Here is a 20239-nt window from a genome sequence, read left to right as displayed (position 1 = left end):
ATTACTCACTTAAAAGGTGATGGATCATCCTTGATCGATCCTCGAAAAATTGCTTCATAATCCGGTAGTGATTTGTATCTTCCAAATTTCTTTTAAAAATGCCTTCCTCACTGAACTCATAAATCGTCGCGTCTGGATAAGCCATGATAATCGGGGAGTGAGTAGCGATGATCAACTGGGAATTTTCCTGGACGAGATCATGGATTCGGCTCAGCATCGACATTTGCCTTAACGGGGAAAGTGCCGCTTCTGGCTCGTCCAATATGTATAGGCCATTCCCGCGAAACCGGTGAAGGAAGGTTGAGAAAAATGCCTCGCCGTGTGATTGCTCATGTAGAGACTGCCCGCCAAATGAATTGATTACCTTAGGGCCTCCCAATATTTCTTGATCCATTTCTTCAATATTGGAAGCAACATTATAAAAACTTTCCGCACGAAGGAAAAAGCCATCCCTTGGGCGTTCTACTCCTTTAACAATCCGCAAAAAATTCCCCAGCTCAGAATGGGAATCATAAGTTGAAAAATTGAAATTAAACGAACCGCCTTCAGGATTAAAGCCAAGACCGACTGCAATCGCCTCAAGTAATGTCGATTTACCCATCCCGTTCTCACCAATCAAAAATGTCACCTTTGGGTGTAAATCCAATTCATTTAGATTTTTAAAGCTAGGAAGATTGAATGGATATGAGTCAAAAGAAGATCCTTCCTCTGCGTTCAAACTGACACTGCGTACATATTGCCAATTCAGCATAAACAACCCGCCTATATAGTTTTCTTAATTTTATCATGAAAAAATGAGAACTGGAAAAAAACGAGGAAAATTTCCAATTCGCTATATAAATGAAAAAGTCGCTATGAAAACCAAAAACTCGCTATATAAACGAAAAACTCGCTATAAAAACGAAAAACTCGCTATAAAAACGAAAAACTCGCTATAAAACACTTTGCATGCGGTCATCGAAGCTTATTTTTTAGTTATAATACTTGTACAAAGTCTGATTAGGAAGTGTTGATCATGTTTGGTGCAATTATTTTGTTCATTTTAGCTGGAATTGCGGAGATTGGCGGGGGATATTTGATCTGGCTGTGGCTGAGGGAAGGAAAATCCTTTTATTGGGGACTCGCAGGCGGATTCGCGCTCGCTTTATACGGAGTCATCGCCACGTTTCAGTCCTTTCCGTCGTTTGGGAGAGTCTACGCAGCTTACGGAGGAGTCTTCATTGTGTTGTCTGTATTATGGGGATGGGGAATCGACAAGAAAACACCTGATTTATACGACTGGATCGGTGCGGCGATCTGTCTGTTGGGAGTTTCCGTGATGTTGCTGGTGCCGAGACAGTAACCAATTACATATGTAATGCTAGAAAAAATAGCAATAAAAAAGGAATTGGGGGATGGGAAGGAAGATGAAAAAGAAGCTCACATTATTGGATAAGCTGCAAATCATTTTGGCGCTTGGTGCTGCGCTGTCGGTGATTCCAGCTTTGATAAACGATCATTATTACTGGCTGTTGAAAACCGCGAACCTCTTGATTGCTCTCTATTTAATTGTATTTGGGATACAACGTTTAAGAGAAAAAGGATCTGGTATTTCGTACTTTATTATTGGAATGGGTTCGCTCATCATTCTTCTTTCTTTCTTATAGACGATACCTCCCGTTCTGTTTTTTTTTCGCTGAAATAGGGAAAAACAATGGTATCCCGGTGCATCTTTTTTGCAAAAATTTAGCACAACTGGGATAATACATTATAGGGTATTAAAAAATTGAAGGAGGCATTTGCAATGAATGATATTACAGTCTACACTACAAACACTTGACCTTACTGCACAATGATGAAACAATTCCTTGAGGGTCAAGGATTAAACTACAAAGAAGTAAATGTACAGTATGATCAGCAGGCTGCACAAAAACTGGTTGAAGAAACTGGCAGATGGGTGTACCGCAAACGAAAGTGAATGGCAACTGGGTTCTTGGTTTTGACCCGGATACACTCATGCAGTATGTGAAAAAATAAATTTTAAACAATAAAGGGGCTTCGGCCTCTTTTTTTTGTAAACATTGATATAATGGTAAGAAGGAATTTCGTTATATTATGTGGAATCCCTTAAACATCCAAACTAGAAAGGGTGCAGTTCTGTGGTAAAAGAAAGAAATGAACTTTGGGAATGGGCGAAGGCCTTTCTGATCGCTATATTATTGGCATTTGTTATACGAGCTTTTCTATTCACACCGATTGAAGTAAAAGGTGCTTCCATGGAACCAACTCTTCATAACGAGGAGCGGATGTTTGTCACTAAGGTAGGTGAACCGAAGCGGTTTGATATAGTCGTTTTCCATGCAACCGAGGATAAGGATTACATTAAAAGGGTGATTGGACTGCCAGGCGACCGTGTCGAGTATAAGAACGACGTCCTTTATATTAATGGACAGCCATATGAAGAGCCATATTTGGATGATATCAAGAAACAATTGCTTGATGGACCACTAACAGGATCTTTTACATTGGATGAAACTGCGGTAGGAGCTGAAGTCGTACCTGAAGGACATGTTTTCGTGATGGGCGACAACAGAAGGAACAGTAAAGACAGCCGCCACATAGGAGCCGTCCCGATTGAAAATATCGTAGGCACGACTAAGGTTGTTTTTTATCCATTTAAAGAAATGAAGATTATCAGCGATTAAAAATATATTTTACCCCAGCGCATCGATCAATGAATCGATGCGTTATTTCGTTATGTGTTCAGTTAGTTATTGGGGTATTATGGTTAAGACTGAAGAGTTATCCGTTGGTAATGAATCTCAAATTATTGAAAAAACGACAAATTTGCAGGAAATAGGAAAAGATGGGTCGAATTATAAATGATAATAAATCTCAATTTTATATTTACGTAATCTATGACTAGTGAGGGATTTAAATGGAGATGCAAAAGGATCTTATTGTTGGCGGTGTAGAATTAAAATGGGACCTAAAAACAGGTCAGGTATTATTTGAGGGCGGGGACGTCGTTTTTTTCTGGGTGTCTGCCATGAAAACCTTCTTCGACACAATTAATGAAATTACAGGTGAAGAAGCAACAAACCTAGTACTTGAGGCAACTGGTTTCCGCCAGGGGATCATCGTTGGCGAAGGATTCAAGAAAATGCAGGAAATCAATACATCCAATGTTGTGGAATGGCTGTCCAATACATACGTTCCAGCGGGATGGGGTTATGTAAGAATCGATAAAATGAACATCGATACAAAGAATTTCACACTAATTATCAAAGATGACTGGGAATATAAAATGAATAAATTAGGGCACAAGGATAAGCAGGGGATCTTTGTCCCTGCACATTATGCCGGGGTGTTTACGGGGTTATTCGGAAGGAACTACTGGTATAAAATCAGCGAATACCAGAATGAATCCAATCCATATACGGTTGTGGAATACTTTCCGTCGGATGTGAATATCCAACAAAACATCCGCGAATTGACAAGAAAGCAAGAGGATAAACATATCCAGGAATTAGAGAGCCTAGTAGCAGAAAAAACAAAGATGCTGCAGGAACTAGTGAAGGAACTATCTTCACCACTGATTCCGGTACTTGAAGGAATTGTCGTCGTTCCACTGATCGGCCGGTATGATGAGAACCGGGCGGAGGATCTGATTGACAACACCTTAAATAACTTGCCAAAACATCAAGCCCGGTACGTATTGCTTGATCTTACAGGATTGAACAAGGACCTTTCGCCCTACACGGCAGAGTTGATTGATAAACTTGGATCAGCCGCCAGATTGTTAGGTGTAGAAGTCATCCTTGTAGGAATTTCCGCCGAACTCGCGATGGTGATCACCGAAACACTGACAGGACTGAAAAAATACGAATGCCTGCAAACCCTTCAGCACGGAATCTACTATGCACTCGGCAAAAGCGGGAAAAGCATTGTATAAATTGTAAGCACTTGTTCAATCAAGTGCTTTTTTTATTGGTTCGATTATATTTTCAAAAAGACAAGGGAGCAGTAGTCAGAGAAAGGTCTAAATACAGCATCAGATTTATTTGTTATCATGTATATTCAAAAACTTTTTCTTAAGAGCGTCGTCTATAACTATGAAGGGGGAAAGGTTGTGGATGAAATTACAGCAGAAATGATTGAAATCGATAACGCAGGAGAAATAATCGATGAAATCATGGATAAATACGGTCAAGAGATTCTGCAGCTTGCTTTTTCATATGTGAAAAATAAGCAAATAGCCGAGGATTTGACTCAGGAGATCTTTGTGAAATGCTACAAATCGCTCCATACTTTTAGCGGAAAATCAATGTTCCGTACATGGCTTTGGAGGATTGCCTCCAACCATTGCAAGGATTATTTGAAAAGCTGGTATAACAAAAATGTCTTTACGACGGATTATCAGCCTATTTATGAATCAAGCCAGTATGATAGTGTCGAGGAAATAGTAATCCAGGATGAAGCAGATGGAGAACTGGTGGCAGCGGTCATGGAACTGCCAGTAGAATATCGAGAAGTTATCTATTTATTTTATTTTGAAGATTTGACAATCAAGGAAATATCATCGATTACTGAAATAAAAGAAAACACGGTAAAGACGAGGCTAAAACGAGCAAAAGAACTCTTGAAGGAAAGATTGGAGGCAATATAAATGGAGAACCGTCTGAATCGTCTCCGGAAATCAATGGAGGAGTCTGCTTTTAAAGAGTTATGTTTTTCAGAAAAGATGAGAAGTGAAGTCCATAAGCAAATCAACAGGCCTGATGAGAGTGAGGAAATGGTCACCTTAGCAATCCTGCAGCTTCTCCATAACGAAAAAACAGGCTATGAATTGACGGGACTTCTGAGAGCCCGGGGGTTCCAGAAATTCGAGGGGAAAGAAGGTTTTTTATATACCATCCTGCACCGTCTTGAACAAAAAGGATGGATCGTTTCTGCCTGGAAAGAGGAAGGAACGAAAGTCTATCTGGTCGGGGATAAGGGCAAAAGATACCTTCGGAAGCAGGGAAAGTCGATGGCGGCAACCCGCAACACAATCAAGGGGCTGCTGGAGGAGTGATGTGTAATGAATAAGAGATGGGATCATTATTTGAGCGAAGTGATGAACCATATTCGTTCAAAGGAAGCAAAGAAATTCGTGGCTTCAGAACTCGAATTTCATTTAAATGAAGTAAAAAAGGAATGGATCGGCAAGGGAATGAGTGAAACGGAAGCGGAAGAAAAAGCTGTCAGCCAGATGGGAAGTCCTTCGAAGCTCGGACATGAGATGAACAAATTGCATAAGCCGAAGGTGGATTGGCTGCTGATCGGTTTGCTGGTCATCACCATGGGGTTGAGTTTCCTGCCTCTGTTGACAGTTGGTGATGGGTTAGCAAATGATTATTTAGTGAAGAAAGGTGTTCACGTTCTTCTGGGCATCGTTCTTGCAGTTGTCATGATGTTCATCGATTACCGCATGTTTGAAAAAAGAGGTTATTGGTTTTATTCAATAGGAATTATGCTTCTCGTCGCGTTAATCATGGTTCCAAATGTGTACATTAATGGAGCTCCGTATCTAATGGTTGGCCCCTTCTCAATTTCCAGTTTCATGGCTTTGCCATTTTTGTATCTGGCCTGGTCTTCATTTTTTAGCAACGAGAAAATAAAACTCTGGCAGCATTTCCTTTTGTTTGGTGTATCCCTGCTATTATTTTTAGCAATCCCGAATTTGGCAGTCACGTTTATTTATGTAACCATGGTCTTCGTTATGATGTGGTGGAGTACGATTAAAAGGAAAACGGCAATCATCATAAGCCTCTTCGCTGGTCTCGGATTTATTTCCTTCAGCACTTTGACATGGTTCACAGTAAAAGAATACCAGCTCGCAAGATTGTTAGGATTTCTTCATCCGGAAAAATATCCAAATAATTGGGGGTATATGTACCTGCAGTTAAAAGAAAGATTGGCATCAGCAGGCTGGTTTGGTTCCTCTGCAAAAAGGGAAGCCTTGCCATTTGAACATACGGATTATGCATTCCTGAACCTGACGTATCATTATGGATACTGGTTCGCCATCTTGCTGGTTGTCATTCTGTCTTTGTTCGCTGTAAGGATCCTGATGATTTCAATGTCGATTTACAGCAAATATGGGAACCTGCTGCTACTCGGCGGTGTAACATTGTTCCTTGTCCAATTCCTATATAATGTTGGAATGATTCTTGGCATTTTCCCGCTGATTTCCATGTCACTTCCATTCATCAGCTACGGGCTCATGCATATGCTTTTCAATGCTTTTATTATGGGAATGGTGCTAAGTGTGTTCAGGAGGAAGGATATCACTATAAAGAGGGCTTGACGAAAAAACAGTAAGGAAAACTCAAGCTCAGAGGCAAATCTCTGAGCTATTTACTATTCAGTAATATCAGGATTTAATCAGCAGCTGCTTCTCTGAAAGCTGTTTTTTCAAGGTTAATAGATTTGGGAATGAGTCATCCTCGGAAGCCCCGAGTTCGAATATAGCATCAGTGATTTCAGTTAAAAGGGAAGTGTCATCCACACCATCAAGGAAAACCTTGAACTCCTGGTAGATTGACTGTTTTTGAGGTTCTAAAAGGTTCGATTTAAGATAAAGCTCGTCCACTTCCAGGTAAATAAAAGATCTTTGTGATTCAGCGATTTTACTCATTTTATACCACCCCTGATCTTTTGATTATAGTGAATCTATTACTATTATATGGAACGGTTGTTCTGTTTGTAAACTAATAATTTACATTATTCTTAATTTAGTTGCTATTATTTTAAAAGAGAGTCAATCAGGAGGTTGGTTCAGACAAAACCCCGGCTCAGGCTGATGAAATTGTCCGAAGTAATTGGATGTTCGGACAAAACCCCGGCTTGTAACGGAGAATTTGTCCGAAGTAGTTGGATGTTCGGACAAAACTCCAGCTTGAAATGAAGAAATTGTCCGAAGTAGGTGCAAGTTCGGACAAAACCTCGGCTTGCAACGGAGAAATTGTCCGAAGTAGGTGCAAGTTCGGACAAAACTCCAGCTTGAAATGAAGACATTGTCCGAAGTAGGTGCAAGTTCGGACAAAACTCCAGCTTAAAATGAAGATTTTGTCCGAAGTAGGTGCAAGTTCGGACAAAACCTCGGCTTGAAACGAAGAAATAGTCCGAACCAATCAAACTACCCAATCCCTATTAATCAATCGCCATCCAGCATGCGGAAGACTCCGCCCAGTACGCTGCCTTCACCTTTGTTTTGGCCTCCGCCTTGGGGCGCTGCGGCAAAGACTCTGCTTGCAAGCCTGCTGAATGGAAGTGACTGGATCCATACTGTGCCTGGTCCCCTCAGTGTAGCGAAGAATAGGCCTTCACCGCCAAATAGTGCGGTTTTGATGCCTTTTACCATTTCGATGTTGTAATCCACTTCACTTGTCATTGCGACGAGACACCCTGTATCAACCCGGAGTACTTCACCAGGCTGGAGTTCTTTCTTATGTATTGTTCCTCCGGCATGGACAAATGCCATTCCGTCTCCTTCCAGCTTTTGCATGATGAATCCTTCGCCGCCGAAGAAACCGGCTCCAAGCTTCCTCTGGAACTCAACTCCAACAGAAACTCCTTTTGCCGCTGCCAGGAAAGCGTCTTTCTGGCAGATGATTTTCCCGCCTAGCTCGCTCAAATCCATCGGAATGATTTTTCCTGGATAAGGGGATGCGAAGGATACATGCTTCTTGTCATGTCCGGTATTGGTGAACGTTGTCATGAAAAGGCTCTCACCAGTCAGCAGACGCTTTCCTGCACCGAACAGCTTGCCAACAAGACCGCCGCCGTTTCCGGACGCGTCGCCAAAAATCGTTTCCATTTCAATATGCTGCTCCATCATCATCAGACTGCCAGCTTCAGCGACAACCGTTTCATTCGGATCAAGTTCCACCTCGACAAACTGCATGTCGTCCCCGTATATTTTATAATCAATTTCATGGTTCTTCATTGGTATTACCTCCATTATGGATTGATTTACTAGGTCTATTGTACATCTTTGCAATGTTGTTTGCAGAAAATCTTGTAGTCAGCAAAGTTCGCTCAAAAGGCCGTCCCGAATATCTCCTCCTGTTTTTTAGGCACGCATTTCTTGCCGCCAATTCCTACTTTTTCTCTTCCCAATACAAAATAGGCTTTTGCATCTGTGACAAAGGCCCTTTTGTCTACATAAATTGTTGAAGAGTATTCAATATTGATTGCATCCTATCTGCAGGAATATCTTTGGTAAAATTCTTTGTTTTTTGCTGTTTAAAATGCCCTGTATTAATTAGAGGAGGTAAAGAAAGATGATGAATGATTTTCATAACGAGCTGCAAATGCTGAATGTTGGGGATTTCCAGGCAACTCAGCCAGTCAGCTGGGATCAGAATGTGTACCACCATGCAGGAGATGAGCGTTTTCTGGGTGTAGGCTTGGGTGGATTTGGCGGCTGCTTCGGTTTCTCTTGCTTCTTTAGGTGCTTTGGATGCGGAGGGTGTTTCCGCTGTGGCGGATGTGGTGGCTGTGGCGGTTGCTTCCGTTGTGGTGGATGCGGCGGCTGCGGCGGCTGTGGCCGATGCCATCGAGGTTAATATAATATAGCTTGTAACGGAAGCTCCTGCAAAATGAATTGCAGGAGTTTTCGTTATTTTCCGTTATGACATATGGGACAAATTGAGATACATACGATAATAATGCGAGGTAACTAAGCAAAGCAGGGGGCTAGAAAAGCCTAAGGAGGAGTGAAATGGAAAAATTGGATCCTTCCATGCGCTTGAAGGTGAAAAGGGATACGTTTTATCTCTCTGAACCAAACAGGGGAGTGTATTTAAGGAATAATTCATGTTCCTTCCGTCTGGAGGGAAATGGGATTGAACAATGGGTAGAGAAGCTATTGCCAATGTTCAATGGGGAGTATACGCTGGAAAAATTGACCGACGGGCTGCCAGGGCCTTATAAAGAGCGTGTCTATCAAATTGCGGGCGTCCTAATAGAAAATGGATTTGTTCGGGATGTTGCCACGGACGATCCACACTCACTATCTGAACAGGTTATGAAAAAATTCGCTTCGCAAATCGAGTTTGTGGATAATTTGGCCGGCTCGGGAGCTGCAAGGTTCCAATCGTTCCGGGATTCACATGTGCTTGCTGTTGGTTCCGGGCCAATTTTTAATTCACTGGTATCCTCATTATTGGAATCAGGGCTGAAAAACCTGAATGTCTCAATTACAACTGAAGTGCCAACAAACAGAAAAAGACTCGAAGAACTGGTGGCTCATGCCCAAAAAACAGATTCCGAAGTGGCATACCAGGAACTGTCCACAAAAGAAGGGAACTGGCGGGAGCTGATAGGTTCATATGATCATGTTCTTTATGTTTCACAGGGTGGCAATCAGGTAGAGCTGAGACAGCTGCAAAATATTTGCAGGGAGGAAAAGAAAACCTTCATCCCTGCGATACTTCTCCAAAACGCAGGGGTTGCTGGGCCGATTTGTTATCCGGATTCTGAGGTTTCATGGGAGTCGGCATGGAGGCGATTGCATGACTCAGTCTTGGAAAAAAAGCATGAAGTCCCATCAGCTTCATTGACAACGGGAGCATTGCTGGCGAATGTGATCACTTTTGAATTATTCAAGGATCTTGCGGGCGTCACAACTTCAGAGCAAAAGAACCGGGTCTTTTTGCTGGATCTAGAGACTCTTGAAGGAAGCTGGCATTCCTTTTTCCCGCATCCGTTGGAAACTGGAGCATTCACAGTTGAAAAGATTGAAACACTCGAGGCCCGAATCGAAAAAAACCATAGAGAATCGGAAACGGAAAAGCTACTGCACTATTTCAGTTTATTGACTTCCAAGGAAACTGGGATCTTGCATATGTGGGAGGAAGGAGATCTGAAACAACTTCCATTGGCACAATGCGGTGTTCAGGCAGCCGATCCACTGTCGGAAGGACCAGCTAAATCGCTGGAGGCGCGCGTGTGCAGTGGCTTTACGCATGAGGAGGCGCGAATAGAAGCGGCATTATCAGGCATTGAAGAGTATGCAGCACGGATGGCTGGTTTGATTCATAACGGGGAGTTCATGGGAGTCGGAGCCGGTGTAACCTTTGTGGAAGCTGTTGGCCGCGGTTTGCAAAAATGTCTGTCAGAGAAGTTGCAAAATCGATGGAATGGCCAAATAGAATCGATAACTCTTGTGAACCTGGAACCATTGGAAGATGAACGTTGTCGTTTCTATTTAAATTCTCTTACAATGCTGCAAGGTCCACCGAAAATAGGGTTGGGAAGGGACATTTCTGGTTTTCCAGTTGTCTGGATTAGAACGGGCAAAGGCTGGTACGGGAGTTCTGATTTAAATGAAACCATGGCGCTAAGGAAATCTTTGCAGTATGCTCTGGCTGATTTTCAAAATGAATCCAATGGGGTTCGCCTTCATGATTCCGAGGTAAAGCTGGAAGAAGTGCAACGACAAACGATCCCCATTCCGGATTGCCCTGCAAGAATCCAACCAGAAACTCTATATGCAGCATTGAATGTCATGAAAGAGAAGGGAACATGGCTTTCAGTATATGATTTGCGGGTTGAACCAGCTTTTAATCAGCAGCTTGAAGGGGTGGTTGGTGTATTGCTTCGAGAGGAGGGATTATATTGAGTTCCTTCGTAGTAATAATTGGAGAAGGCAGGCTTGCTGAACGTGTGGGGGAAGAATTATCAACCCGATACCAGGTGTTTAGGCGGACTGATTTTGAAAATAGCCTTCCCGCAAATTCGGAACTGATCCTGGTGCTTCATGATACTTGGGATCCCGCTGCCCATCAAAAGGCTGAAGAACTGGTGAACATAACAGGCAGCGCATGGCTCCGGGGTTTTGTTTCGTTTGGAGAAGGCATTGCTGGCCCGCTCGTTCGTCCGGATACTCCGGGGTGTTCACAGTGTGCCGACCTGAGAAGGCTCCTTGGGGGACAGGAAAGAAGTGAAATGCAGGCAGTGAAACAAAAGCTGGCTGCTATAGAAGGGATGGGAAGAGACCCATGGGCCTCGCAAATCGGACTACTTCAGCTGGCTCATATAATTGTGCAGGAAACAGATAAGATCCTTGCAGGGAAAGAGTCCCGGCTCGAAGGTAGGATGTTTTTTACCGACTTAAAGACGTTAAATGGTTCGTGGCATTCATTCCTTGCTGATTCACTGTGCCCGGTATGCAGTCAGATTCCTGAGGATTCGGTTGAACTGGCAAAAATATCATTGAAAACAAGTCCAAAAATCAGCCCCGGAAGCTACCGGACCACTCCGCTTGGTCATTTGAAGGAAGTCCTTTACGAAGATTACTTAGATAACCGGACCGGACTGTTAAACAGCAAAATGTATGATCTGGTCACACCCTTCGCTGATGCGAGTGTCAATTTGCCGATGATCAATGGTGGCAATGAAGGCACAGCAGGAAGGACACAATGCTATGCTGAAAGCGAATTGACTGCCATACTAGAAGGCCTTGAGCGCCATTGCGGACTTGAACCACGCGGGAAACGTCCAGTTGTTCATGACAGTTACCGAAATCTCGAAGGCAAGGCATTGAACCCATTGGAGGTTGGTGTCCACGCGGATGAGCAATATGAAAAACCAGGTTTTCCATTTCAGAAATTCGATCCTGATCGTCCAATGGATTGGGTTTGGGGTTACTCATTGACCGATGAGCGTCCAATCCTTGTGCCCGAACTGCTCTCCTATTATAGCCTGGGATGCGGGTCTTCGGGATTTGTCTATGAAACTTCCAACGGATGCGCACTCGGCGGAAGCATGGAAGAAGCGATTTTTTATGGCATCATGGAGGTGGTCGAGCGTGACTCCTTCCTATTGTCGTGGTACGCAAAACTGAATTTAAACCGCCTGGATCCTGTATCTGCCGAAGACGAAGAATTGCAATTGATGGTTGAGCGCATTCGTTCTGTAGCTGGCTATGAGTTGCTTTTGTATAACGCTACGATGGAGCATGGCATACCAAGCGTCTGGGCATTGGCAAGGAACTTGAAGAATAGGGGAATGAACATCATTTGTGCCGCCGGGGCCCATCTGGATCCAGTGAAGGCTGCCAAAAGTGCGATTCAGGAGCTTGCCGGGATGATGCTTAATCTTGATGGGAAATTCGAAGCGAACCAGGAAAAGTATTTACAAATGCTAGAGGATGATTACCTAGTGACTCAAATGGATGATCACGGGATGCTTTATGGCTTGCCGCAGGCTGAAGAGAGGTTGAGCTTCCTGCTCGATGACAGCCGGTCAATCCAGAGTTTTAGGGATGCATTTAACTGGGAGTCCCGCCATGATGACTTGACCGAAGATTTGAAGGAAGTTCTCGGGAAATTCCGTGAATCGGGCCTCAATGTCATCGTTGTCGACCAGACTCCGCCAGAACTGAGGGAAAATGGGCTTTATTGTGTGAAGGTGATGATACCGGGAATGCTGCCAATGACCTTTGGCCACCATCTGACCCGTCTCAAAGGGCTTGAGCGTGTGCTCCAAGTACCGATGCAACTTGGTTATACGAATGAACCTTTGAAATATGAAGGATTAAACCACCTGCCGCATCCGTTCCCGTAGGAGGTGCGAGAATGAAACTTGATGAATTTCTGAAGGATTTACACTTTGATATCGATCGTGCCAACCAGGAAAACTGGGAACCTAATTGGGAGGATGCGCCTTTATCCTATAAGTTGTATAAAGGACTTCCGGTGGTGCCGCTCTCTGCGGAGGTCCCGTTGTCGCTTGCGGAAAACAGAATGCCCACCAGTCCGGACATAAAGGAAATTGGCCATTTCCTCTGGTATGTCTATGGAATAACGCAATTAAGCGAAACCATTTATCCTGAAGATGCTGATCCGATTCATTCCTACAAGCGGTTTGCTCCCTCCGGCGGAGCGCTTTATCCTAATGAACTTTATATTTATTTAAAGATAAATGGGCTTCCAGATGGAGTCTATCACTATGATCCATCGCACCACCGCCTTGTCTTGTTGCGGGCTGGGAATTTTGATTCCTATATTTCTGCTGCCCTTGGAGACCGTTGTGAAGTTTCATCCTGTTTCGGTACTGTCTTCATCTCTACAATGTTCTGGAAAAACTTCTTTAAGTACAATAATTTTTCCTATCGCCTGCAAGGATTGGATGCCGGGGTGCTGATGGGCCAGTTGTTGGAAACTGCAAATCGTTTTGGTTTCGCTGCCGGGGTTTACTATCAATATCTGGATTCGGCAATCAATCACCTTCTCGGCTTATCAGAAAAGGAGGAGAGCATCTATTCGGTGATCCCCTTGTCCGCGGAACCGACCAACTGGACTTCAAGTGGCAAAGGAGCACGTGATCTTCAAACAGCGGAGGCACTAAAAAGAACATTGAAACCAGTCGTATGCGAGCGAGTAGAAAGGTCGAAGAACGTTCTGGAATTCTATAAATTAATAGCCATGAATGAAGCCGCAAAAATCGAATCAACCGACTCATTCACGCGGCTTCGAAACTGGTCTTCTTATGCACGGGGAAACCAACAGGTTATTCTACCAGAAACAGAATCATTAACCTATGATCTGGCAGAAGTAAGCAAAAGACGCTTTTCTCCTGAGATGGATTTTGTCTTATCACGGATCAGTCATCAGCAAGTGGCGGCCCTATTTAAAGAGTCGTTGACTTCGTTTCAATACCGCAATGATTTGGACGATGTTTTTCCCTATCAGGCTCCAAGGGTTTCGCTCTATAGCTGCCTTTATAATGTTGAAGGTGTCCCGAATGGGGCATACCAATATGACAATAGGGAACATAGTTTACTAGAAATACAGCACGGAGATCACCGTCGTCTCTTGCAGTCAGGTTTGTCCTTTGATAATGTCAATCTGCAGCAAGTGCCGCTTTGTTTGCATGTGGCTGGCAATATGGATTTTTACAAGGAAGAAATCGGGTATAGAGGCTACCGTATTATGCAAATGGAAGCAGGCATGCTCGTGCAAAGATTGCTTTTAACATCCTCCGCGCTGGGATTGGGAGGACATCCGTTGCTTGGATTCGATGCAGGCATGGCGGATGAATTGTACAGAATGAGTGAACAAACAAGTCTGATCCAGATTCCAATCGGTGCATTCCGTCCGAGGCCATGGTTAAAAGCAAGTTTGCATAGCTAAGAGAGGACGAAGTGAACTGTTCATAGAATGATGAAGCAAAGAAAGCTGCGCAGCATTCAAGCTGGTGCAGCTTTCTTCATTGCTCATCGGGATTGGTAAGGACTCCATTAAAAGAGACGTCTTGATGCTCGGTGATCACGAAATTTATCATTATTTTCCTGCCGTAAGCTTTCATAAGATATTCTAGCGACTGTTAACTGATTATGGTAATATTTTCTTTAAAAATGATGAGATGAGTGTGCTGCTGATGATCAATAGTTTTGAAGTTTCATTGTTTGGCGAGGCAAGAGGGATCCGGGTATATGTCCCATCAGAAAAGGCCGGCAAAAGGTTTCCCGTTTTATACATGCATGATGGCCAGAATGTATTTGGCAATGAAGAGGCAATCGGCGGTGTCGGGCTGGAGCTGGTTAAGCTATTGGAAAAGAAACAGATCGAGCTGATGGTTGTGGCGATTGACCAAAAGTCTTCGGAGCGGATCAATGAATATTGTCCATGGAAGAATGGCGAATTTACAACAAAACTGCTCGGCAAACCGAGTACCGAAGGCGGGAAAGGGAAGGATTATATCTCGTTCATTGTGAACGAATTAAAGCCATTGATTGACTCGGAGTATCCTTCCAACCCCAATGAAACTTATATGGCTGGCATTTCATTAGGAAGTTTAATCACAGTCTATGCTGCATGCGAATATCCACATATTTTTAAAAGGGTGGCCGGTCTTTCCTCCGGTTTTTACCGAAATCAAGAAGAAATCGAGCAGCTGATGAAGGACACAGATTTATCTTCACTGGAAAAAATATATCTGGATTGCGGTACAAAGGAAGGCGGCGAAAAACTCGCAGCGCCATTTCTCGAAACCAACAAAGCGATTTTTTCCATTATCGAACAGAAAGGAATTCAGGCAGAATTGAAAGTGATTGAAGGGGCTGAGCATCAGTATACAGCTTTTAAACAGCGAATTTCAGATGTCATTTCATATTTGGTGTCATAATCCGGTTTTCTCTATGATGTCTTAGTTTCAATCCTGACGAACATCCATACCCTTGTCTTCCTCCATGAATAACATGGTAACATGGAGGTGAAAAGATGAAGAGAAAAAAACATATAGGGGATCTTTCTGATTTGTTTTGTGACCGGAATGTCAGCAGAGTGCCTTTATCCAGATTAGAGATCATACCAGTGAGGGAAGTGCCTGACGATTGTGTTTTGGTATGTATGGAATCAATTTGTTTTTTAGCCTGCTACGGAACAGGCGAAGAACCGTTTGATGACTGTGAGATTGTTTGTACGGAGAGCGGGAATTGTTATATAGTCTGTCCTGTCATACCTGAGGATGAATAAGGAAAAAAGTGATTCAGTCAGGCCAAATCGTGATGGATTTGGTCTTTCTTTTTTTATGTTAGAATAACGACCGTTTGTGCAGAAAGTGAAAGGGGTGAAATATGAGATTTTTGGTTTCGATTTCAATGGTTTCTATTTTGTTTTTTACCTTGTATCTAATCTGGAAAATGGTAAAGAAGGTCCAGTTACAGTGTCCGGCTACTCTTCTGACGGACAGCTGCTTTTCAAGAATAATTGCTGATTCATTAAAACTTTTCCTTTGCTTGTCGAAGGGTTTTAGATGTAATTGTTAGAATATTATGACATAATATAGATATATTTTGCTGAAGGAGTGATGGGGTTGGCTGATAAGTTTCCGATTGAACAGGTGAGGGAGAGGTTTCCGGCTTTAAACCGTAAGGATGATGGCCGGCAAGTTATTTATTTTGACGGGCCAGGCGGGACGCAGATGGTTGATTATGCGCTTGAATCGATGTACAGGTACATAAGGAACGGGATGGCAAATCTCCATGGCACCTTCAATACGAGTGCCGACACGGATACGATGCTGGATAAGGCCAGGGAGGCAGTGGCGGATTTGCTAGGGTGCAAGGTGAATGAGGTGGCATTTGGTGCAAACATGACCACACATGCTTTTGCGATTGCACGGAGTCTCGCTAGCTTCATCAATGAAGGTGACGAGATTGTCGTCACCGAACTTGACCATCGTGCAAATGTCGATCCCTGGATCACCCTGGCAAAGGACCGAGGAGCAGAAATTAAATTCCTCAAGCTTGATCCCGAGACGTACAGTTTAAAAATGGATGAGTTGGAGCAGGTGGTTACACCGAAAACCAAACTGGTCGCGGTAGGCATGTCATCGAATGTCACCGGGACTGTGACCGATTTACTGCCGGTCATCAAACGGGCGAAGGAGGTCGGGGCACTCTCGGTTGTCGATGCCGTCCATGGTGTACCACATGTATCGATCGATGTTGAGGAGTTGGGCTGTGACATACTTCTATGCTCGGCTTACAAGTTCTTTGGTCCTCATGTGGGAATTGCTGTTGTTAGAGAGAGTCTTTTTGAAAAACTTCCTGTTTATAAGCTGAAACCTGCACCTGCCGAGATCCCATATAAGCTCGAGACAGGGACTCAGAACCATGAAGGCATTGCCGGAGTGATGGGTGCCATTCAGTTCATTGAGGAACTGGGTTATGGAGAGACGAGAAGAGAACGATTGCTCACTGGAATGCATGCAATAGATGAATATGAGCAGGAGCTTGCAGGGGAAGTGGAGAACTTTCTTAGAAGTGTTCCAGAAGTGACCTTGTACCGGGCAGCATCAGGACGCAAAACGCCGACTTTTGCCTTTACCATAGAAGGGCACCATTCCCGGGAAGTAACTGCATGGCTAGCCAAAAATTATAATATGTGTGTGGCGGATGGGGATTTCTATGCTTCAACGATGGCTGAGGTATTGGATGTCTATCCGACAGGGTGCTGGGTGCGGATCGGGCTTGCCCCTTATAATACAAAAGAAGAAATCCAGCAATTCAAGGCAGGATTGACAGCTTATATTGAACAGCATCAAAAGAATGCCGTCAGATTTTAAAGAAAGGTAAGATGAATCATGTTTGGAATTAGTCATTTTGAGGTGTTCTTAATGACCGCCATCCTGCTTAATTTGACTCCTGGTACAGATACAATGTATATCGTCAGCAGAAGCATTTCGCAAGGTAGGACGGCAGGGATGTACTCAGCCCTGGGAATCACATCAGGTGTGGTGGTGCATACATTGCTGGCCGCTTTTGGCTTATCCGTCATTTTGACTCAGTCAGCCCTTTTGTTTAACGCCATTAAAATTGCCGGAGCGATTTATCTGGCTTATTTAGGGGTCAAGATGATCATGGATAAAAGTAATGGAAATGAACAGAAGTCGCTGCCAATACACAGCAATAGAAAAATCTTCTTTCAAGGGGTGGTCACGAATGTAACGAATCCTAAAGTTGCTTTGTTTTTCCTGGCATTTCTTCCACAGTTCATACATGCCGATGCCGGTTCTGCCAGCCCGATTCCCTTCATCATCCTGGGACTGACGTTCACATTGACAGGTGGCATTTGGTGTCTGATCACCGCCTATTTTTCTTCAATGGCTACTTCGAAACTCAGGGAAAATGTAAAAGTCGGTACAGCTTTGAACCGCCTCACAGGCATTATCTTTATCGGAATGGGCATTAGCTTGCTGAAGACGAAAGCTTCATCCTAATAGTGCAGAGCCTGGACATATTGCCAGGCTCTCTTTATGCTTATTACAATGATTATACATAGCAGGGAGGATATCCATGAGAAAGGCGATGGAACGATTCAAAGTGCGGATGAAAAAAATCAAAGAAGATATCTTTGTCATCGCAGAAGCCGTAAAGCACCAGGATACACCTTTTTATATAAAGGTCATAGCCTTGGTTGTAGTCGCCTATGCTTTCAGTCCGATTGATTTAATTCCGGATTTTATTCCGGTCCTCGGTTATCTGGATGATCTCATCCTCGTACCGCTGGGAATTGCCCTACTGTTAAAACTGCTTCCCAATCATGTCATTCAGGAATCCCGTGAGACAGTGGCTGCAAACGGCAAGGTGAAAAAGAAGAACTGGCTGGCAGGAGCAGTGATTTTATTGTTGTGGGCAGCCGTAATATACTGGGTGGTTGGACTACTCGTTCAAAACAGTTAAGCAGCCGATCGAATATATATATAAAGAGGTGGTACTTTGCTATTTCATTATCATTTTTGGACCCCATATGTAGAGGAGACAGAAAAATTTTACGAAGACCATGGCTTCCGCATCGTTCAGCGTGTCGGAAAATACCAGGGGGAATTTCAGAACTTCAATCCCCCGTTGAAATGGGAAGACTTTCGGGATAAAAAGGTGATGATCCGGATTATAGAAGCCAGGAAGGGCAGCATCAACATTACTTTTGGATATGGGACGAAGGTTAAGTTTGACCATATTGGCTTTCTCGTATCGGAAAAAGAACAAGAAACCATCTGCGATAATGCAGGAAGACTGGATTGGAAAGTGGACCGTGGCGAACGAAGGACCTTTATATCGACTCCATATGATTTTCGGATTGAACTGCAAACACATAAAGACTTGGTAGATTCAATGGATGATAAAATTGAAGAATTAAGAATGGAAACAAAGAAAGAAGGTTTGGAAGATGATTTTTTCAAATTGTTCGGACAGCCTGTGAAACAGATACATACGGTAAATGGCAATAATGTAACCATACGGGAAGCAGTTATGGAAAAATTCCCTGCTAATAGCGCAGTGGATCCGAATGGGGTAAGAATTTTGAGCAAAGGTGCTCAATGAGAGTAACTCCAAGATAGTTAATTCGCTACAATGAAAATAGGCAAAGAAAAGCCTTTGCCCATAATTAGTAGCTTCTATATCTTATATACTCATAATTTGAAGTAGGGGTTTGTTTTATGACTTTTCCGGACTTGTCCCGGTAAATTTCATATTCTCTGTAAGTCTCAACCGTGTATCCGTTTACTTCTTTGTCAAGTGCTTCTTCGTGCAGGTATTCAAACTCCGGTATGATGGTTTCTAAAATGTCTTTATTCGTTTCCGGCTCTTCTTGGACTGTAGCGTTCGTCTCGACATCAGCATTTTTTTGTGCAATTTGGGGATAGGCATAAACGAGATAAATACAGAATAGCATGAGAGCGGATAACCCTAATATTCGTATCAATATAATTGCTCCTTTTGGTCGAATTACAGTAAATAATATGCCTGTCCAGAGATGAATATAACCAGTTGATCTGGAATAGCAGCTGGAAAGAAAAGAAGTTGAATGGTGGAGAAAGAATTCAAGGTATTCAAAGTACCAGTGATGTTTTTCTTCTTGGGTGTTTTGTTTTTAATTATCGGTGCAAACGGGACCGATCTGGCAGTGACTTTTTCTCGTCCGCCTAATGCTTCATCATGGTCAACCGCAGAAAGCTTAATTAATGCATTTACCAATATTCCGATGATGATTGGCATCTGCTTCTTACTTGTATTTGTTTCGACGTTTACAATTGCCTTTTATCTGTGGCAAAAAAACCAATAAAAAATCTTGGAGTCACGACAGACTCCAAGATTTTTTATTATTTCTTGAACTTCTCAGGAAACTGTTTTACAACGGCTGTTGAAATGGTATCCGCCATCATTATAATATGAGACATTCCATCATCAATCGAAACAATCCTTGCTCCCCAGTCTTTTTTCATGCTCGCTGACAGGTCATCTGCCACCATTTCAAGATGTTTATAAAGCAACTCTTTTAACTGTTCATTTTTCAAATTCGGATTTGCTTTACTGAGGAACGCAGCGATATCGTCAGCATTCTTATACCATGCTTTGTTCAACTGATCCAACTTTGCTTTATTACCGGCTTTTGCAGCTTGAACAATATCACCGGCTATGACAATATGCTCCTTAAGCAAAGCGGTAAGTTGGTTTCCGGCTTCCTCTCCATATACAGGCTTGACGGCATTTCCGATATCTTCTTGATTTTTCAGGAGCCTTTTGAGCACATCTTTTTGATCTTCTGCACCTGCGGTTGTTGCACTTGTTATGTAATTGCTAGTCCACAAGACATGGTCTACCCACAGTCGCCGGAATTCATTTTCGAACTTGACCTGAGACTGGCTGAGACATTAGTGCTGAGGCTTTGCTAATGCTGGGGTTACTCCAGCCACCATT

The 20239-nt window shown here is 43.2% G+C and carries 24 protein-coding genes; 18 read left to right on the top strand and 6 right to left on the bottom strand.

Annotation, left to right across the window (positions count from 1 at the left end):
* Nucleotide 1: 1 nt before the first annotated feature.
* Nucleotides 2-751, bottom strand: coding sequence for an AAA family ATPase (locus ACNAZ4_RS07030; RefSeq protein ID WP_415813488.1), 750 nt, complete (start codon nucleotides 749-751; stop codon nucleotides 2-4).
* A gap of 264 nt (nucleotides 752-1015) precedes the next feature.
* Between ACNAZ4_RS07030 and ACNAZ4_RS07025 the strand changes: the two genes are divergently transcribed.
* The 8 genes from ACNAZ4_RS07025 (at nucleotide 1016) to ACNAZ4_RS06990 (ending at nucleotide 6331) form a co-directional block, all read left to right on the top strand.
* The gene (locus ACNAZ4_RS07025; RefSeq protein WP_415813487.1) at nucleotides 1016-1342 is read left to right on the top strand and encodes a YnfA family protein; all 327 of its coding nucleotides are present in this window, start codon (nucleotides 1016-1018) and stop codon (nucleotides 1340-1342) included.
* A 64-nt stretch (nucleotides 1343-1406) separates the two neighbouring features.
* Nucleotides 1407-1646: a hypothetical protein gene (locus ACNAZ4_RS07020; RefSeq protein ID WP_415813486.1), complete on the top strand. Its 240-nt coding sequence runs from the start codon at nucleotides 1407-1409 to the stop codon at nucleotides 1644-1646.
* A gap of 185 nt (nucleotides 1647-1831) precedes the next feature.
* Nucleotides 1832-1957 (top strand): glutaredoxin domain-containing protein, encoded by a 126-nt coding sequence (locus tag ACNAZ4_RS07015; RefSeq protein ID WP_415813485.1) that lies wholly within the window; start codon nucleotides 1832-1834, stop codon nucleotides 1955-1957.
* 181 nt (nucleotides 1958-2138) lie between these two features.
* A complete protein-coding gene (gene lepB, locus ACNAZ4_RS07010) occupies nucleotides 2139-2684 on the top strand; it encodes a signal peptidase I (protein ID WP_415813484.1) in 546 nt (181 codons plus the stop codon).
* Between the two features lie 233 nt (nucleotides 2685-2917).
* Nucleotides 2918-3934, top strand: coding sequence for an STAS domain-containing protein (locus ACNAZ4_RS07005; protein ID WP_415813483.1), 1017 nt, complete (start codon nucleotides 2918-2920; stop codon nucleotides 3932-3934).
* 117 nt (nucleotides 3935-4051) lie between these two features.
* Nucleotides 4052-4648, top strand: coding sequence for a sigma-70 family RNA polymerase sigma factor (locus tag ACNAZ4_RS07000; RefSeq protein ID WP_415813482.1), 597 nt, complete (start codon nucleotides 4052-4054; stop codon nucleotides 4646-4648).
* Nucleotides 4649-5056, top strand: a complete 408-nt coding sequence (locus ACNAZ4_RS06995; RefSeq protein WP_415813481.1) for a PadR family transcriptional regulator — start codon at nucleotides 4649-4651, stop codon at nucleotides 5054-5056. It abuts the gene before it with no gap.
* Nucleotides 5057-5062: 6 nt separating this feature from the next.
* Nucleotides 5063-6331 (top strand): FtsW/RodA/SpoVE family cell cycle protein, encoded by a 1269-nt coding sequence (locus ACNAZ4_RS06990; RefSeq protein ID WP_415813480.1) that lies wholly within the window; start codon nucleotides 5063-5065, stop codon nucleotides 6329-6331.
* A 66-nt stretch (nucleotides 6332-6397) separates the two neighbouring features.
* Here ACNAZ4_RS06990 and ACNAZ4_RS06985 read toward each other — a convergent pair whose 3' ends face one another.
* Both ACNAZ4_RS06985 and ACNAZ4_RS06980 read right to left on the bottom strand, forming a co-directional pair.
* Nucleotides 6398-6661, bottom strand: coding sequence for a hypothetical protein (locus ACNAZ4_RS06985; RefSeq protein WP_415813479.1), 264 nt, complete (start codon nucleotides 6659-6661; stop codon nucleotides 6398-6400).
* 519 nt (nucleotides 6662-7180) lie between these two features.
* A complete protein-coding gene (locus ACNAZ4_RS06980) occupies nucleotides 7181-7972 on the bottom strand; it encodes a TIGR00266 family protein (RefSeq protein WP_415813478.1) in 792 nt (263 codons plus the stop codon).
* Nucleotides 7973-8309: 337 nt separating this feature from the next.
* Here ACNAZ4_RS06980 and ACNAZ4_RS06975 point away from each other — a divergent pair, with 337 nt between their 5' ends.
* From ACNAZ4_RS06975 to ACNAZ4_RS06930, 10 genes are all read left to right on the top strand, one after another.
* Nucleotides 8310-8594 carry a heterocycloanthracin/sonorensin family bacteriocin gene (locus ACNAZ4_RS06975; RefSeq protein WP_415813477.1) on the top strand — a complete coding sequence of 95 codons (285 nt, stop codon included), beginning with the start codon at nucleotides 8310-8312 and terminating at the stop codon, nucleotides 8592-8594.
* 155 nt (nucleotides 8595-8749) lie between these two features.
* On the top strand, nucleotides 8750-10651 hold the full coding sequence (locus tag ACNAZ4_RS06970) for a putative thiazole-containing bacteriocin maturation protein (RefSeq protein ID WP_415813476.1): 1902 nt from the start codon (nucleotides 8750-8752) through the stop codon (nucleotides 10649-10651).
* Nucleotides 10648-12597 carry a TOMM precursor leader peptide-binding protein gene (locus ACNAZ4_RS06965; RefSeq protein WP_415813475.1) on the top strand — a complete coding sequence of 650 codons (1950 nt, stop codon included), beginning with the start codon at nucleotides 10648-10650 and terminating at the stop codon, nucleotides 12595-12597. Before ACNAZ4_RS06970 ends, ACNAZ4_RS06965 begins: the two co-directional genes overlap by 4 nt.
* A gap of 11 nt (nucleotides 12598-12608) precedes the next feature.
* Nucleotides 12609-14165 (top strand): SagB family peptide dehydrogenase, encoded by a 1557-nt coding sequence (locus ACNAZ4_RS06960; protein ID WP_415813474.1) that lies wholly within the window; start codon nucleotides 12609-12611, stop codon nucleotides 14163-14165.
* Between the two features lie 247 nt (nucleotides 14166-14412).
* Entirely contained in the window at nucleotides 14413-15159 is a 747-nt protein-coding gene (locus ACNAZ4_RS06955) for an alpha/beta hydrolase (protein WP_415813473.1), read from the top strand.
* Nucleotides 15160-15254: 95 nt separating this feature from the next.
* On the top strand, nucleotides 15255-15509 hold the full coding sequence (locus ACNAZ4_RS06950; RefSeq protein WP_415813472.1) for a hypothetical protein: 255 nt from the start codon (nucleotides 15255-15257) through the stop codon (nucleotides 15507-15509).
* A 340-nt stretch (nucleotides 15510-15849) separates the two neighbouring features.
* Entirely contained in the window at nucleotides 15850-17103 is a 1254-nt protein-coding gene (locus ACNAZ4_RS06945) for a cysteine desulfurase-like protein (RefSeq protein ID WP_415813471.1), read from the top strand.
* A gap of 18 nt (nucleotides 17104-17121) precedes the next feature.
* Nucleotides 17122-17757 (top strand): LysE family translocator, encoded by a 636-nt coding sequence (locus ACNAZ4_RS06940; RefSeq protein WP_415813470.1) that lies wholly within the window; start codon nucleotides 17122-17124, stop codon nucleotides 17755-17757.
* 76 nt (nucleotides 17758-17833) lie between these two features.
* Complete coding sequence (locus ACNAZ4_RS06935; RefSeq protein ID WP_415813469.1) at nucleotides 17834-18220, top strand: YkvA family protein; 387 nt, start codon at nucleotides 17834-17836, stop codon at nucleotides 18218-18220.
* Between the two features lie 36 nt (nucleotides 18221-18256).
* Nucleotides 18257-18862 carry a hypothetical protein gene (locus ACNAZ4_RS06930; RefSeq protein WP_415813468.1) on the top strand — a complete coding sequence of 202 codons (606 nt, stop codon included), beginning with the start codon at nucleotides 18257-18259 and terminating at the stop codon, nucleotides 18860-18862.
* 64 nt (nucleotides 18863-18926) lie between these two features.
* Here ACNAZ4_RS06930 and ACNAZ4_RS06925 read toward each other — a convergent pair whose 3' ends face one another.
* The 3 genes from ACNAZ4_RS06925 to ACNAZ4_RS06915 all read right to left on the bottom strand — a co-directional run bounded on the left by ACNAZ4_RS06925 (nucleotide 18927) and on the right by ACNAZ4_RS06915 (nucleotide 20130).
* Nucleotides 18927-19244, bottom strand: a complete 318-nt coding sequence (locus ACNAZ4_RS06925) for a hypothetical protein (protein WP_415813467.1) — start codon at nucleotides 19242-19244, stop codon at nucleotides 18927-18929.
* 23 nt (nucleotides 19245-19267) lie between these two features.
* Nucleotides 19268-19537 (bottom strand): hypothetical protein, encoded by a 270-nt coding sequence (locus tag ACNAZ4_RS06920; RefSeq protein ID WP_415813466.1) that lies wholly within the window; start codon nucleotides 19535-19537, stop codon nucleotides 19268-19270.
* Between the two features lie 104 nt (nucleotides 19538-19641).
* The gene (locus ACNAZ4_RS06915; protein WP_415813464.1) at nucleotides 19642-20130 is read right to left on the bottom strand and encodes a glycosyltransferase; all 489 of its coding nucleotides are present in this window, start codon (nucleotides 20128-20130) and stop codon (nucleotides 19642-19644) included.
* Nucleotides 20131-20239 lie beyond the last annotated feature (109 nt).

It is taken from the genome of Mesobacillus thioparans, from assembly GCF_965138835.1.
In the GTDB taxonomy this organism is placed as follows: Bacteria; Bacillota; Bacilli; order Bacillales; family Cytobacillaceae; genus Mesobacillus; species Mesobacillus thioparans.
The sequence above is the reverse complement of the archived record's forward strand: the minus strand, read 5'-3'. Positions and strand labels throughout refer to the sequence as shown.